This is a genomic window from Leptospira fletcheri, from assembly GCF_004769195.1.
In the GTDB taxonomy this organism is placed as follows: domain Bacteria; phylum Spirochaetota; class Leptospiria; order Leptospirales; family Leptospiraceae; genus Leptospira_B; species Leptospira_B fletcheri.
Genome location: NZ_RQET01000013.1, coordinates 141045 through 155517, shown reverse-complemented (window position 1 = coordinate 155517; position 14473 = coordinate 141045). Strand labels below are relative to the sequence as shown.

Here is a 14473-nt window from a genome sequence, read left to right as displayed (position 1 = left end):
ACTCTAAAAACGGCGGAAAGGCGCTAGTTTCCCTTGCATCCGGGGTTTTTCCCGAACAGAAAACCGAATCCTCCGGTCGGATATCGTAGGCATGGAGTTTGAATTGCAGAGATTTTTTATTTTCCTCGGAATCTTTACGGCGATTTTATCGCTGGCGTACGGTTATTCGCTGTTTCGTTTGAGCGAGCCCTTTCGGTTGAATTCCTGGCAACAGGTGATTCTTTGGGGTTCGGTCGTATTCTTCGTTCTTCTTACGCCGACGGCGTACTTTTTCAGTCTCTTCTACCGGGAAACCCAATGGCAAAAACTTTGGGCTTACGCGGCGTTTACTAGTTTGGGATTTTTCACTCTTCTCTTTTCCTTCGTGGTCTTTCACGATTTAAGCAAGTTAGTTTGGAAAGGATGGGTCTACGCATCCGGGTATTTTTCTCCAGGTCCGAGCGAATTCGCGCAGGAAAATTCCTCCGAGATAAGTCGTACCGATTTTTTGGCACAGTTGGCTTCCTTGGCGGTTCTGGGATTTACCGGAGGATTGACCGCTTTCGGCTTTTACCAGGCGCATAAAAAGCCTTCCATCAAGGAAGTCAAAATTAAGGTGCAGGGATTGCCGGACGGATTGGAAGGCTTCCGAATCGCACAACTCTCGGACATCCACATCGGTCCGACGATTAAAGGCGGATTTTTGCAGGACGTGGTGGAAAGAACGAACGCTCTGAACGCGCATTTGGTCGCGATCACCGGAGATTTGGTGGACGGACCCGTGAGTCTGCTCAAGGAACATACTCTTCCACTCCGGTACCTTCTTTCCAAATACGGAACCTATTTCGTTACGGGAAACCACGAATACTACTCCGGCGCTCTCGCGTGGATCAGAGAATTAGAATCCATGGGGATACAGGTTCTCTTGAATCAGAACAAATTGATTTCCCACAACGGATCCAGAATCGCAGTCGCGGGGGTGACGGACTACAAGGCTCATTCCGTCCTTCCGAACCACAAAACCGATCCCCAAAAGGCGGCGTCCGGTACGGAACACGCCGATTTTAAACTCTTGCTGGCGCACCAACCCAATTCGGTTTTCGAAGCGGCCAAGGCCGGATTCCATTTGCAATTGTCCGGCCATACCCACGGAGGTCAGTACTTTCCCGGAAACCTTTTGATTCATATCTTCCAGAAATTCGTCGCAGGTCTTTCCCGTTGGGAGGATACGCAACTTTACGTCAGCCGTGGCACCGGATACTGGGGACCTCCTTTGCGGATCGGTGCCCCTTCGGAAATCACGTTGTTGGTTCTGGAAAAAGCCTGAACGATTTGCGTTTGACAATCTCCTCTGCTTCGTATTCCTTTCGAGGAAATCCAAAGGAGAGGAGATGCAGGAGCAAGGATCCCTCGTCGCAGTGCGTAAAAATCGAGCCTCGAAGCCCGGAAACCGTTCTTGGAAGGAGCGCTTTCTTTTAACGTTACTTTGTTTTTTTACCCTGGTATTTTTCTCGTTTTCTCTCCTGTCGGGCTGCGGAAAGCCGAAACCGAAAACCAACTCAGAACTGGAACGGCTCAAACCGAAAAAGAAAAAAGACGATCGGGAAATGGATCCCGACCTTTCCGCCAGGGAATATTTCGACGAGGACGCCCAGGGCAAACCTCTGGAAAGGAAAATACCTTCCGCAGATCGGGACACGGAGTTGAGACGTTACGCCAAAAAAGGGCTGGGTTGCAAAAAGGGAAATTGCAAAAACGGGGAAGGGATCTACGTCTACGAAACCCGGGACGTATACCTCGGAAATTTTTCGAACGAGAAACGCCAGGGAAAAGGAATATTAGTATATTCTGATGGAGATAAATACGAAGGGAACTGGTCTGCGGACGAGAAATCAGGACCCGGATCGTATTTCTTTCGGGATGGCTCGGTTTTTCGCGGGGAGTTTTCCGGGGCGGGAGCCGGTAAGGGAAAATTCAATAAAAACGGAAAATCCTACCAATGCAGATTAGAAAGTCGTAAGATACTCTGCAAATAGCCCTCTTTTGGCGTTTGGAAACCCTTGAGTTAATCGATCGTTCGTTATAGAATCCATTTTTTTCCCTCCCTTCTTGCTTTTCTTCCGTTCGGGAATACAATTTCCCCGTTCAGAGGAGGTTCTTATGGATAGAGTCAATCACTGGTTGGACGAACATCGGGATTGGTGGATCGATATCATTCGAATGTATCTGGGAGGAGTCCTGCTTTATAAAGGATTGGAATTCCTATCGGATACGGACGCGCTGATTCGTTTAATGGAAATGCATAATGCGCCTTTTGCTTCCGCGCTGATGGCCCATTATATAGTCATCGCACACATTTGCGGAGGAGTTTTGCTCTTCGCGGGATTATTGACGCGATTCTCCGCCGTTTTACAGCTCCCTGTTTTGGTCGGCGCCGTCCTTTTTATTCACTCCAGGGAAGGGTTCATGTCGGCGGGTTCGAATCTACCGTATGCAAGTATGATCCTGTTGCTATTATTGCATTTTTCCCTGTACGGATCGGGAAGAATCTCTGCCGATTTCTATATCGATACCCACCGAAGCGTATAGATTTCGAATCTCAGGACTTTTCGCATCGGTCGCATAAAAACCGATTCGAATTCTAGGGAGAGCGGGAAAAATCATTGAACGAAGACTTTCCTTCGTATAAAACTATGGGACCGTTTCGGTCCTTCTCCGGAAGGCGAATCGGTTCGTAGACAGGAGGATAGCTTGTATGAAAAAAAAGTGGGTGGTGGTTGCGAATCGAAGCGAGGCTAAAATTTTCGAATACCAAGGACCGGCGCAGGGGCTTAAACTCGTTCAATCCATGGAAAATCCGGACGGTAGATTACGTAATTCTGAATTGGTTACCGGATCCGGCCACGGTTCCCGTTCGGATTTCGATTTTTCTTCGGAACACGAACCGAAAAAGAAAGTGGCGGAAGCGTTTGCGGGAAAACTTTCCGATTTCGTAAATTTAGAAAGAAAAAAGGATTCCTTTTCGAATTTCATCCTAGTATCGGAGCCCGGTTTCATGGGAATGATCCTAGGCAAGCTGGACGAGAAATCTAGGGAGAAAATTTACCACAAAATGCCCAAGGACATCGTTCATATCAAGGAGTCCGGCCTGCTCGGACATTTAAGGGAGGTACTCGTATAAAGTCTTAGGACTTTTCTTGCCGAAACGTTCGGACTGTCGTCGTAAGGATTTTCTAAATTCGCGGATGCAATCCGAGCGCTTAGGCTCTTCATTTTCCTGGTGAAGAAACAAAACCTTCATTGACGAGATGCCGTTCTTCTAAATTCTTCCTGCAGAAAGAAAAGGAAGATTTCGATTATGGCATCCGTTAAGGAAACGTTCATACTCTCTATAGACAGCGGCGGTAGCGGAATCCGTGCCATCCTTTACGATAAAAAAGGCAGGATTGCGGAACGCCAGTATGAAAAAACTCCCCCAATACTTAAGGAGCCGGGCCAACTCGAGCACGACCCGGAAGTTCTATGGAAGGCACTACTATCCGTAGTGGGAAAAGCGTTACGCAAAAAAAAGATCTCCGCCTCCAATATCGCCGCGATCGGAATCTGCAACCAAAGGGGATCGTTTCTTCTTTGGGACAAACAGAGTGGAAAGCCGCTAACTAGATTGATCAGTTGGGCCGACGTACGGGCAGGGCGCACGGCGGAAGAAATGAACGCGAACGGAATTTGGAAAACGATACAATTCGTTTCCAGAATCGCGAGTTGGTTGACTCGTCAGCCGATGTTGATCGCAACATACATGTTGAAATTCACGACGGACCATGCCTCCGTACGTTTGAAATGGGTTTTCGATAAACAGCCCGAACTGAGAGAAAGAGCGAAGCGGGGAGAGATCCTCTTCGGCACGTTAGATACTTGGTTCGTATACAGATTGACGAAAGGAAAAGAGCACGTCACGGACCCGTCGAACGCTACCGTGACGGGCATGTTCAATCCGTTTCAACTGCAATGGAACGCTCCTCTATGCTCGATCTTCGGAATTCCCGTACGGATCTTTCCGACCGTAAAGGATACCGGTGCGGATTTCGGATCCACGGATCCTTCCTTGTTCGGAGGGATCTCCGTCCCGATTCGCGCCGTGGTGGGGGACCAGATGGCGGCCCTGTTCGGTCATTGTTGCTTCGAAAAAGGGGGAGTAAAGATCTCCCAGGGTTCGGGAGCCTTCGTCGACATGAACATGGGAGATTCCCCCAAACTTTCCAAAAGAGGACTCTTTCCGATGGTGGCTTGGAGACTTTCCGGAAAACCTAAATACATGTTGGAAGGATATATAGGAACCGCCGGGACTCTGATTGATTGGTTGGGAAAGGGCATCGGCCTTTCCGACACTCCTAAAGTGTTAAACGAACTTGCGGCCCAAACCCAGGATACCGAAGGAGTCGTATTCGTTCCTACGCCTTCCGGGATCCGCTTTCCGTATTTCAATCCTAGAGCTAAGGCTTCCGTTTTCGGATTATCGTTGGCCACTCACAGGCGTCATGTCGCGAGAGCAGTCTTGGAAGGAATTTCCCTTTCCTTATACGAAATCCTGGAAGGGATCAAGGACGATACCAAGGTTCCGGTAAAAGAGATCATGGTGGACGGAGGGGTTTCTCAATCCGATATTTTGCTGCAGTGTTTGGCCGATTTTTGCCGTGTGGAGGTAAAAAGGGCGCCTGAACCGGATATGACGGCGACCGGCGCCGCTTACCTCGCCGGATTGGCCTGCGGTTTCTGGAAAGACGAAGCGGAATTAAAAACTTTACAAAAAGGTTATAAAGTCTTTAGGCCGAAAATGGAGGAGTCCGTCCGGAAAGCGAAATTGGAAAGATGGAAGAAGGCTGTCGCCTCCACCTTGGAGATCGAATAATTATAGGATGCGGATGGAGCTGACGACTGAGGTCAGGTCCTCCGCCAACTCCTCGGTAGGAGCCTCGTCTCCGTTATAGGTGACCAGGATCATCTTTTTTCTGGAAGCGACCAGATAGACCATCCAATGCCTTCCGTCCTCCTTTAAAAATTCGCAGGCTATGATTTTCCCCCCTTCGTTGTTTTCGAAAAAAGCGGCCTTGTCCGACTCGTAGACGATTCCGTGGGTCGCCAGATAGCGTTCCATTTCCTCCTCTCCGTCAAAACTTCCTTCCTTGTTTTCGAACGCGTACACCTGCATTGCCCCGGAGCCGTTCTCTTCGAAGAAGGCAGGAATTCCTTCGATCACGATGTATTGCCAATGAGCGGGAACGACCATCGTGTACCAACCGGAAGGGGAGCGATAAATTCTGTAATCAACCTTGCGATTCATAATTCGGAAAATAGGTTCCGATGCCATTCTAATCCGGAGAAAATTCAGGGCAAGCACGTTCGGGAAGACTTGACACCGTCTTTTCGACCACGGATGATTTCGGATCGTGATCGCAATCCTTAAGAACCGTAGAGGCCCTTTTTATCTCATCACCACTTTTTTGGCGATCGTAGCGTTCGCAATTTTCGCTTCCTCGCTCGCAATCCTGTTTTCCGTTTTTTTGATCGCGATTCTACTTTCTTATCCGATACTGTTGGACTGGATTTCCAGATTGTATGGACAGGAGGATATTGCGGACGAAGTTCATTTTGCCCGTACCAAAGATGGTTGGAATATCGCGTTGCACAGGCATATTCCTCCCCAACCGAATCCCGAATTGGCTCCGGTAATCGTCGTACACGGCATCGCGACGAATAAATTCGTGATCGATCTGGACAAAAGACATTCCCTCCCTTTTTTTCTGAAGCTAAGAGGGTACGAAGTCTATTCCGTTTCCCTGCGAGGAGCCGGATCATCCTATCACGAAAGCGGAAGCGGTTATGAGGATTTTACTTTCGATGATATGGCTAAATACGACGTTCCCGCGATTATCCAGAAAGTGACCAAACTCACAGGAAGTCCCAGAGTGAGCTGGATCGGGCACTCCATGGGAGCGATGATTTTGTACGCCTTTTTCGGGATCTGTGATAAAACGGAAAAGGAGAAGGTGGCCGCCTTCGTTTCCCTGGGAGGTCCCGGAAACCTGAACCACCTCGGACTCAGTTTGATCGGTCTGCTTTCTAGATTTCCGAGGGCTCGGAAGGTTCTGGATCTGAAGTTCGGTGCGTCCATGCTCGCCCCTATTGCAGGCGAAATCTTTACTCCGGTGGACGAAATACTCTACAATCCGAAAGCTACGAAAGCCAAGACGGTGAAGAAGGTCATGAAAAACGCCATCGAGAACATCAGCGAAGGTGTGATCGAGCAGCTCATGTCCTGGATAGAGACCAAGAAAATGATCTCTCTCAACGGCTTTTACGATTACATCGATCTGCAAAAGGAAATCACGGTTCCGAGCCTATTCGTTGCCGGCGCTAAGGACGCAATCGCCACACCGGATTCCGTCAAATTCGTCTATGATCGTGCCCGCGCCAAGACCAAGGATTTCTTGGTTCTTTCCAAGGAAAACGGGGCTTCGGAGGATTACGGACACGGCTGCTTGCTTCTTGCAGAAAAGGCCGAGGACGAACTTTTTCCGAAAATCGAAATCTTTTTGAGGCAGAATGGAACTCGAAAAAAAATCGGCTGGATGGGAAAAATTCGCAGAAACCTCCAGACCAAATGGAAAAAACTGAGTCGATAATTCTTAGTTTCTTCCTTAAATATATACATCCTATCTCTTTAATAACCATTTCTATTTCTTTTTCTGAACAGATATTGCTTATTTTATGGGCAATATCTGTTTAAATAGCCTTTTTATGAGCAATATTTGGGTGATTGGTCTCTTGGTACGCTAATTGCATATCGTTAAAAAAGAACCAAGCGAATCTTCAAAATACCGATTCGTAGGGATTCCGATATGATAGAACTCAAATTTGGGCAAAGAAAGGTCGTCACGTTTCGCGGTGCGAGAAAGGTCGTCGGAGGATTAACGGAAAAGAATAAGATCGATATCCTTTTGTACATCAGCAAGGAATTCGCGAACGCGGATAAGGAAGAGGACCTTTACGATATCGTAATCAGTTTATGCAAAGATATCTTCGAGTGCGACAATACGACGCTCCGGATGTGGAAGGAAAGGTTTCTGGACCCGGTCCGATTTTTCAAGGAAACGGAACCGCCTAGGAGGAAGCTCAGCCAGGACGAAGGGTATTCCGGCTTCACGTTTAAGACTAGGATGCCTTTGCTCATCCAGGACTTAAGCCACCATCCCGAATACATCGACGAAGGCGAAAGTACTCGTGCGATCATGTGCGTTCCGATCATGTACAAAGAGGAATGTCTTGGCACCATCGCGGTGGAGTCCGATACCGAATTTTTTTATAGGGAAGACGATCTGGAGATCCTGGAAGCTTTAGGATCACAACTCGCCTTGGCCATCACGAGTGTGCGTCTGATCCAAGGTTTGGTCCTGGCAAACGAAAGGGAGGCCCAAATCCTAAAACAACTCGAATGGGACATGCGTATGGGACGCAACGTCCAGAGCCAAATCGTGGAAACTCGCATTCTCGCTTGGAACGGTCTTCATTTCGGGACTCACTACGAGCCCATGACGGAAGTGTCGGGCGATTATTTTAACGTTGTCCGTCAAGGGAACTCTATCACCGCGATCATCGTGGACGTTTCCGGACATGGAATCCCGGCCGCCTTGGTGACCATGTCGATTCACTACCAGTTCCAAAGATGTACTTCCTTGGGTATGGGTCTCGGCGAAATGCTGGCGGAACTCGGAGAATCGATCCGCCCCCAACTTCCGGACGGAACCTATTTTACCGCCTTCGTGTTGAAGGTTTACAGCGATTACACGTACTCTTATGTGAACGCCGCCCATCAAAAGATGCTCCACTTCCATTCCTCGACGGGCAGGGTGGAAGAGCTGGATACTGCCGGGGTTCCGCTCGGTATATTCGAGGTCGAACGCAATAATTTCGAGGAAAAACACGGAAGGATTCTTCCCGGAGATATCCTGTTTCTTCCCACCGACGGGATCGTGGAACAGAAGAACGAAGCCCGCCAGGAACTCGGAAACCAGAGATTCATAGAATGGATCCGCCAGGAAAAAGCGACCATAGAGGAACAGAGGGATAAGATTTTCATCGAGGACTTAGTAGGTTCCTTAATCGGCAGGTTTAAACGATTTAAAGGGGACATGAGAACGGGAGACGACGTTTCCCTCTTGGCGTTGCAATGCAATCCGGAATTGGGAAAGGCAAGATCCGTGCTTTCTCTGGCGAAAGCGGCCGCAAAGAGTAAGAAAGATCAGATGGCGTACGAAAAGGCTCTCGAAGTCTTTTCCATGGACGAGTCCCTGAAGGACAGCCTTCTCCTCCTCGGCAAAATGTATTACAGGGATCGTAACTTCGAAAAAGGGGTTCAGTTTATGGAGAAATACGTTCGGACGAGTGGAGAAGAATCCGAACACATCCAATATCTGCTGGGTCGCGCATATTACGAATTGGGCAATATTTCGGAAGCCAAGAAGGCGCTCAAAAGATCTTTGGCGATCGACCATACCTACGCCAAGTCCAGCCTACGCTTAGCTAGATGTTACTTAAAGGAAAACGAAACTGCTAAAGCCATCAAAGTCCTTCAACAGGGAGTGAAAAGCGCTCCGACGAACGAGTATCTTAAGATCTCCTTGAAGAAGTTGGAGGAATTGGTCCGCAAGAAGGGAGCGGAAGATGCGGCGGAGAGAGCCGCAGTGTAAAAACGGAACCGTCAGGAATGATTTTTAGATAGAAAAGGAGACTTAAAACAATATGCGCATATTGGCAATACTAATGCTCGCGCTTGCCGCGAGCGGACTTTGGGCGGACGGATCCACGCCGGCGGCGGCTCCGACGCCGGATAACGCGACGCTCAACATCATGATCACAACGCTCAGGAGCGAAACGAACTGGTTATGGACCGCGATTGCGGCTTTTCTAGTGTATTTCATGCAAGCGGGTTTCGCGCTGGTGGAAGCGGGATTTACTCGTGCAAAAAACACGGTAAACATCCTGATGAAGAACTTCATGGACTTCGCCATCGGTTCGCTCGCATATTGGCTCATCGGATTCTCCATCATGTTCGGCCCGCAATTGCTTTCCGGTTTCGGCATCGGAGTTCCGGGACTAGCGGACGGTTTGATCGTAAAGGGCGGTAAGCCGGACGCAGGCGGATTCACGTTTTTTATCTTCCAGCTCGTGTTCGCCGGAACGGCCGCTACGATCGTTTCCGGAGCCATGGCGGAACGTACGAAATTCATCGCCTACGTGATTTTCTCCATCGTGATTTCCGCCTTGATTTATCCTGTCTTCGGTTCCACCGCATGGGCGGGCTTGTTCGGTCTCAATAAGGGTTTTCTGGAAACGAAAGGGTTTATCGATTTTGCAGGCTCCACCGTGGTTCACTCCGTGGGTGGTTGGGCAGGTTTGGCCGGAGCCTTGGTTCTCGGGCCAAGAATCGGAAAATACCAGGACGGGAAAGTCGTTCCGATTCTCGGTCACAACATGACGATCGCTGCGCTTGGAGTGTTCATACTTTGGTTGGGTTGGTTCGGATTCAATCCGGGTTCCACCACTTCGGTTACCGGTGGTCTTTTTGCGATCATCGCAGTCACTACGAACTTTGCCGCAGCCGCGGGTGCGGTTGCAGCGATGATAACGACCTGGATTCTATTCAAAAAACCGGATATAGGTCTGACTCTGAACGGAGCTTTGGCGGGATTGGTAGCGATCACTTCTCCTTGCGCGAACGTAAGCATTTCTTCCGCAGTCGTGATCGGCTTGGTGGCTGGGGTTCTCGTGGTATTCAGCGTACTCTTTTTCGATAGGATCCGATTGGATGATCCGGTGGGAGCGGTTTCCGTACACGGAGTCTGCGGCGCCTGGGGAACTCTTGCCGCAGGTCTGTTTGCGGAAGAAGCTTACGGCGGAATCAACGGCTTCTTTTTCGGAGGAGGTTTCGGTCCCGTGGTGACTCAGATGACCGGAATCCTTTTGGCCTTCGTATGGTCGTTCGGAGCTTCCACACTTCTGTTTCTCGCGCTAAAATATACGATCGGTTTGAGAGTTTCCGAAGACGAGGAAATCCAAGGATTGGATATTCTAGAACACGGAAACGAAGCTTACCCAGTTTCCAAATAATTCTAAAAATAAGAGACCCCCGCATTTGCCCTGCGGGGGTCGTCTTTTCCCATTGACGAATTCCGCCCCGTCCCCCCGAATGAAGGTATGGCCTTGGGGAGACTTTCCTGTAGAATTTCCTTTTTGACGTTTTTCTTTTTGCTGCTCGGCTGCTTCGATTACGAAGAAGTGCTGACCATCAATCCGGACCTTTCCGGCGTGCTTGAGGTGACTTACGTCGTTCCCACAAAGAAAAAGTCCGACGAATCCCTGATCAAATTTCTGCCGACACGAAGGGACGAGATCCTGAGCCGATTAAACAAGGGTTTTTTTTCCAAAAGCGTGGTTTTGAAGGATTATAGTTTTCAAAAGCTGGAAAGTCCCGAAGCGGAACCAGGAGCGTTTCGGGAGAAGGCAAAGGTGAATTATAAGGTGGAATTCGCGGATATCACCCAGATAGAAGGGATTCTGATCGGCAGCGTGCAGATCAAAAAGGAGAAGGCGAGGACGATCTATATCAAGAGGGAATTTCCTTCCGCCACGCGAGCCGCGGATTCCATGCAGATGGACGGAGAAAAAAAGGTCTTCGGTGAAACCTTACGTTTGATCCGGACGAATTCCATGAATTTTCGCGTGAACTTCCCGATCACTTCGATCTGCACGTCCAATCGCGGAGAAGTCAATCTGGGTCGACTGAGTTATCGATTGCCCTTATCGGATACGATAGAAAAGGCCGGAAATAAATCCTGGGACTATCGGATCACCATGGTATATTGATTTCAGGATAGAAGTTTGGTGCCGCATTCGGGACAGAATTTGGCGCCTACTAATTCGATCTTGAAGCCGCATTGGTGGCAATATTTTTGTCTCGGAACTGGATTCTTTTCCTCCGAGAATTGTTGCGGACTCTTTTCCGACCAGGTTTTGATTTTCCGATCCTGCTCCTCCAACTCCCGTACGATTCCCGCCGAGATGGCTTTGAATTCCGGATCCGTCAGTTTTCCGGTGTCGAACTCGATTTTTAGATCTTTCAGATTTTCTAATAAAACTTCCCTTCGATTGACCAATTCCTTTTTTTCCGTCTCTAGTTCCGATCCGTTCTCTCTCTTTACGAATCTCACGTACGCGAAAGGAGTTACGACCAGTGAGGCGAGCAGAAGGTAGAAGAATATCAAAAGAAAGTCCATTTATTTCTGCTTCTCCTCTATTTCGGAAAGATATTTTCGAAAGGCCTCGTTTTCCTGGCTCGGATTCGCACTCGAGGCTTTTGCGGTCGTGCGTTTTTTCAGATAGAGAAACATCAGCAGAATTCCCAGCGCCCCCGCCATAAATAGGCTCGCGTCTATCCAAGTGGAATCGGGTTTTGCGAGAATGTCCGGCCCGAATCCGTAGACCACGCTCTCTGCCATACCGGTGTTTCCGGATTCTATGAATTTCGCGATCACCGGATCCTTGACGGCGTCGGGCCCGAATCCTTTCACCATTTTTTCCACGATCGTATCCGCCGACTCTCCGGATCGGATCCGGTTCTCGATAAACACTTTCAGTTTGGCCGAAACAGTACAGTTGTTAAACGAACAACTTTTGATGGCGATGGAGGGAATGCAGATGCATCGTATTCTTCCGGTCACATCGTGAAACGCCCGGATCTCCTGCGGATCGGTCAAGTTCGTGAAGGTGGACTCCGCGGAAAGCGAAGAGACGAACAAGAGAACCGCTGCGATTGAAGAGAATTTCACGGTCTATTCTCTCCGATCGGAAGTAGGATCAATAAGCCGGAAAGAAAAAAGAGAAGCGAGCCCGCCCAAATGAATTTGACCATGGGGTTGATCCAAACCTCCAGATTCGCGACGATTTGTCTAGGAAAGTGCAGATACTGTTCCGACTTGAGATCGGGATCCCGGGTAAAGAAATAGCTCATGAACAATCTGGGAAGATCCGGATTTTCGTCGGATAGGTCCGCGTGTTCGATCGCTCCCAATTGGACGTACAGATCTTCCTTGGGAGTGGAAGCAATTGCCGGTTCGCTCGTAGGGATATGAGTCTCGAAATCTCCGCTCAAATGGGAAATCTGGGGATAAAACCTTCTCTCGGTGACCATGGTCACGAAATCCTTCAATTGGCGTTTTACCTCGAAGGTCGCCTCGTGAGTGACGATCACATTGCGGTGATTGACGCCTTCGTTAGGATCTCCGTTGACGATGGGTTTGATCTTTAAGCTGCTCGCGGCGATCACATAATCCCCGAGTACTGCGGTATCCTGGCTGGTATAGACGACTTCGTTCGCCCTCGGGAGTTCCAAAAAGTAGAAAAATTTGACAGACGTGTTCTGTTTGAAAGCGTTTCCCGCCAGGCCGACGAATAAGATCACCATGGACAGATGGACTAGATATCCGCCGTATCTTCGTTTATTCTTCAATAACATCCGAATTCCGGCGGTGAAATATCCTTCCTTCGGATAAGAGATTCTGCGAGCTGCGATTCCGCGATGGTATTCCTGAGCGATGCCGGCTAGAGTAAAGATCCCCAGACCCACCGTCAGGACGCTGTAGACTTCTCCCAATACGTCGCCCAAACTGTAATCACTGATGGAATAATTGCGGGAATAATAGAATATATAAGCCGCCGCTCCGAGAACTCCGGCGATCAGAGGTTTGAAAAGTGTGGCGAAGAAAATCTTATCAGCGCCTTTTCTCCAAGCTAAGAGAGGCGCGGAACCCATCAAAAGGAGCAACAGAATTCCGGAAGGAACTCCCCAAGAATTGAACCACGGCGCCTTGAACTCTCGGCCGTACAGCAGCGGCGAAAACACTCCTAATAATATGGATAGGGTGGCGATCACTAAGAGGAAATTGTTCAGCAGGAAACTTCCTTCTTTGGAGGTCATCGCCTCCAGATTTCTTTCCGGGGAAAGTTCCTTTCTTCTATAGATTAAAAAACCGCAATATACGAAAAAGCTGATCCCTATGTATATGATAAAGGGGGTTCCTATCGTGGATTTGGAAAAGGAGTGGGGTCCTTCCAGAACTCCGCTTCGTGTGATCCAGGTTCCGAGCAGACAAAAATGGAATGCCAGAATGATCAGAAGCATATTCCAGAATTTCAGCATTCCTCTTCTTTCCTGAATGATCATGGAATGCAGGAAAGCGGTGGATAAAAGCCAAGGCATGAGACTCGCGTTCTCCACCGGATCCCAGGCCCAATATCCTCCCCAACCGAGTTCTTCGTAGGCCCATTTGGATCCCAATAGGATCCCCGTTCCCAAAAAGAACCAGGAAAAGATGCTCCACCTACGAACGAACCGGAACCAGTTTTCGGAGAGTTGCCCGGTGATCAGAGCGGAAGTGGCGATCGAAAACGGAATCGCAAAGCTGACGTAACCTACGTACAGGATGGGCGGGTGAATGATCATAGCCCAGTGCTGTAGGAGAGGATTCAGTCCTCTTCCGGCTGCTGCCGCGGGTTGGAATTCCCGGAAAGGCTGGGCGTCCGGAAAGAAAATGGCCAGGAACGAGAAAAAGCAGGCAAGCACCGCAAGGCTCAGGTTCATTACGGGAACCCGGTCGTTGACCAGTTGCCTGGTCTGCCACAGAACCAAAAACGTAAAGAAGGAGAGGAGAAGATTCCAGAAGAGAAGGGATCCCGAAGAGCCGGACCATACGGAAGTCATTTTATAGAATAGAGGAAGGTGCTCGCTCGAATGCATGGCCACATAGTAATTGCTGAGATCCGTGCGGACCAATTGGACCACCAAAACGGCGAAGGCGAGCAAGACCACTCCGAAGTTGGTCATCAGTGTGTATCGTCCCAATTCGATTCCTTGCGGATCGTTTCGGAAAATTCCGTAAGAGGTCTGAACGATGGAAAAGAGAAGAAGGGAAAAAGAAGTGATGAGGCAGAGCGCTCCGAAATCGTTCATCGGGACCCGCTTTCATATTCTTCTGCAGAGGCTTCCTGATCGGAATAACCCGCTTCGTATTTGGAAGCGCATTTTGCCTCTACTCTATCCGCGACGAGAGTTCCGTTTTTCCAGACTCCGTCCACTCTGGCGCGAGTGCCTTCCTTGAACGCATCCGGGAGAAGTGTCGCTCCCGTGAAATACACGGGGACTTCCCGATCGTTCAGTTGCAGAACGAATTTGGCGGTTTTTCCCTCGCGGACAACGGTCCCTAGTTTTACGAATCCTCGCACTCGGAGCAATTCATCCCCGTCGTACTTTGCGGGGTGAGCGGCGAGTTCCGAAGCATCCAAAAGGATATAAGAGGTTTCTTTGGAGGAAAAGAAGGCGATGGCTCCCAAGGAGAGAGCGATGGTACCGGCGAGGATTGCGAATTTAACGTTCATCGTT

At 49.2% G+C, this 14473-nt stretch carries 14 protein-coding genes; 9 read left to right on the top strand and 5 right to left on the bottom strand.

The genetic code is table 11. The annotated features are described in order from the left end of the window. Nucleotides 1–91: 91 nt before the first annotated feature. The 5 genes from EHO60_RS15485 to EHO60_RS15465 all read left to right on the top strand — a co-directional run bounded on the left by EHO60_RS15485 (nt 92) and on the right by EHO60_RS15465 (nt 4888). The gene (locus EHO60_RS15485) at nt 92–1306 is read left to right on the top strand and encodes a metallophosphoesterase (protein WP_135769120.1); all 1215 of its coding nucleotides are present in this window, start codon (nt 92–94) and stop codon (nt 1304–1306) included. A 64-nt stretch (nt 1307–1370) separates the two neighbouring features. After that, nucleotides 1371–2015 (top strand): MORN repeat-containing protein, encoded by a 645-nt coding sequence (locus EHO60_RS15480; RefSeq protein ID WP_135769119.1) that lies wholly within the window; start codon nt 1371–1373, stop codon nt 2013–2015. Nucleotides 2016–2139: 124 nt separating this feature from the next. Continuing rightward, nucleotides 2140–2568 carry a DoxX family protein gene (locus EHO60_RS15475; RefSeq protein WP_135769118.1) on the top strand — a complete coding sequence of 143 codons (429 nt, stop codon included), beginning with the start codon at nt 2140–2142 and terminating at the stop codon, nt 2566–2568. Nucleotides 2569–2734: 166 nt separating this feature from the next. Further along, nucleotides 2735–3160, top strand: a complete 426-nt coding sequence (locus EHO60_RS15470; RefSeq protein WP_135769117.1) for a host attachment protein — start codon at nt 2735–2737, stop codon at nt 3158–3160. A 177-nt stretch (nt 3161–3337) separates the two neighbouring features. Further along, nucleotides 3338–4888 carry a glycerol kinase 5 gene (locus tag EHO60_RS15465; protein WP_135769116.1) on the top strand — a complete coding sequence of 517 codons (1551 nt, stop codon included), beginning with the start codon at nt 3338–3340 and terminating at the stop codon, nt 4886–4888. Here the strand turns inward: EHO60_RS15465 and EHO60_RS15460 are convergent, their stop codons facing one another. After that, nucleotides 4889–5320, bottom strand: coding sequence for a hypothetical protein (locus EHO60_RS15460; protein ID WP_135769115.1), 432 nt, complete (start codon nt 5318–5320; stop codon nt 4889–4891). Nucleotides 5321–5426: 106 nt separating this feature from the next. On the opposite strand from EHO60_RS15460, the gene EHO60_RS15455 reads away from it, so the two are divergent. The 4 genes from EHO60_RS15455 to EHO60_RS15440 all read left to right on the top strand — a co-directional run bounded on the left by EHO60_RS15455 (nt 5427) and on the right by EHO60_RS15440 (nt 10902). Continuing rightward, nucleotides 5427–6662: an alpha/beta fold hydrolase gene (locus EHO60_RS15455; RefSeq protein WP_135769114.1), complete on the top strand. Its 1236-nt coding sequence runs from the start codon at nt 5427–5429 to the stop codon at nt 6660–6662. 216 nt (nt 6663–6878) lie between these two features. After that, on the top strand, nt 6879–8726 hold the full coding sequence (locus EHO60_RS15450; RefSeq protein ID WP_135769113.1) for a SpoIIE family protein phosphatase: 1848 nt from the start codon (nt 6879–6881) through the stop codon (nt 8724–8726). Between the two features lie 52 nt (nt 8727–8778). Next, nucleotides 8779–10146: an ammonium transporter gene (locus EHO60_RS15445; protein WP_135769112.1), complete on the top strand. Its 1368-nt coding sequence runs from the start codon at nt 8779–8781 to the stop codon at nt 10144–10146. A gap of 87 nt (nt 10147–10233) precedes the next feature. Next, on the top strand, nt 10234–10902 hold the full coding sequence (locus tag EHO60_RS15440) for an LIC11874 family lipoprotein (RefSeq protein ID WP_135769111.1): 669 nt from the start codon (nt 10234–10236) through the stop codon (nt 10900–10902). A 2-nt stretch (nt 10903–10904) separates the two neighbouring features. Here EHO60_RS15440 and EHO60_RS15435 read toward each other — a convergent pair whose 3' ends face one another. From EHO60_RS15435 to EHO60_RS15420, 4 genes are read right to left on the bottom strand one after another with little or no spacing between them, the layout of a single operon-like run. Further along, the gene (locus EHO60_RS15435; protein WP_135769110.1) at nt 10905–11312 is read right to left on the bottom strand and encodes a zinc ribbon domain-containing protein; all 408 of its coding nucleotides are present in this window, start codon (nt 11310–11312) and stop codon (nt 10905–10907) included. Beyond that, nucleotides 11313–11864, bottom strand: coding sequence for a cytochrome c-type biogenesis protein CcmH (locus tag EHO60_RS15430; RefSeq protein ID WP_135769109.1), 552 nt, complete (start codon nt 11862–11864; stop codon nt 11313–11315). Further along, on the bottom strand, nt 11861–14044 hold the full coding sequence (locus EHO60_RS15425) for a heme lyase CcmF/NrfE family subunit (protein WP_135769108.1): 2184 nt from the start codon (nt 14042–14044) through the stop codon (nt 11861–11863). The genes EHO60_RS15430 and EHO60_RS15425 overlap by 4 nt, the downstream gene beginning before the upstream one ends. Continuing rightward, the gene (locus EHO60_RS15420) at nt 14041–14469 is read right to left on the bottom strand and encodes a cytochrome c maturation protein CcmE domain-containing protein (RefSeq protein WP_135769107.1); all 429 of its coding nucleotides are present in this window, start codon (nt 14467–14469) and stop codon (nt 14041–14043) included. Before EHO60_RS15420 ends, EHO60_RS15425 begins: the two co-directional genes overlap by 4 nt. Nucleotides 14470–14473 lie beyond the last annotated feature (4 nt).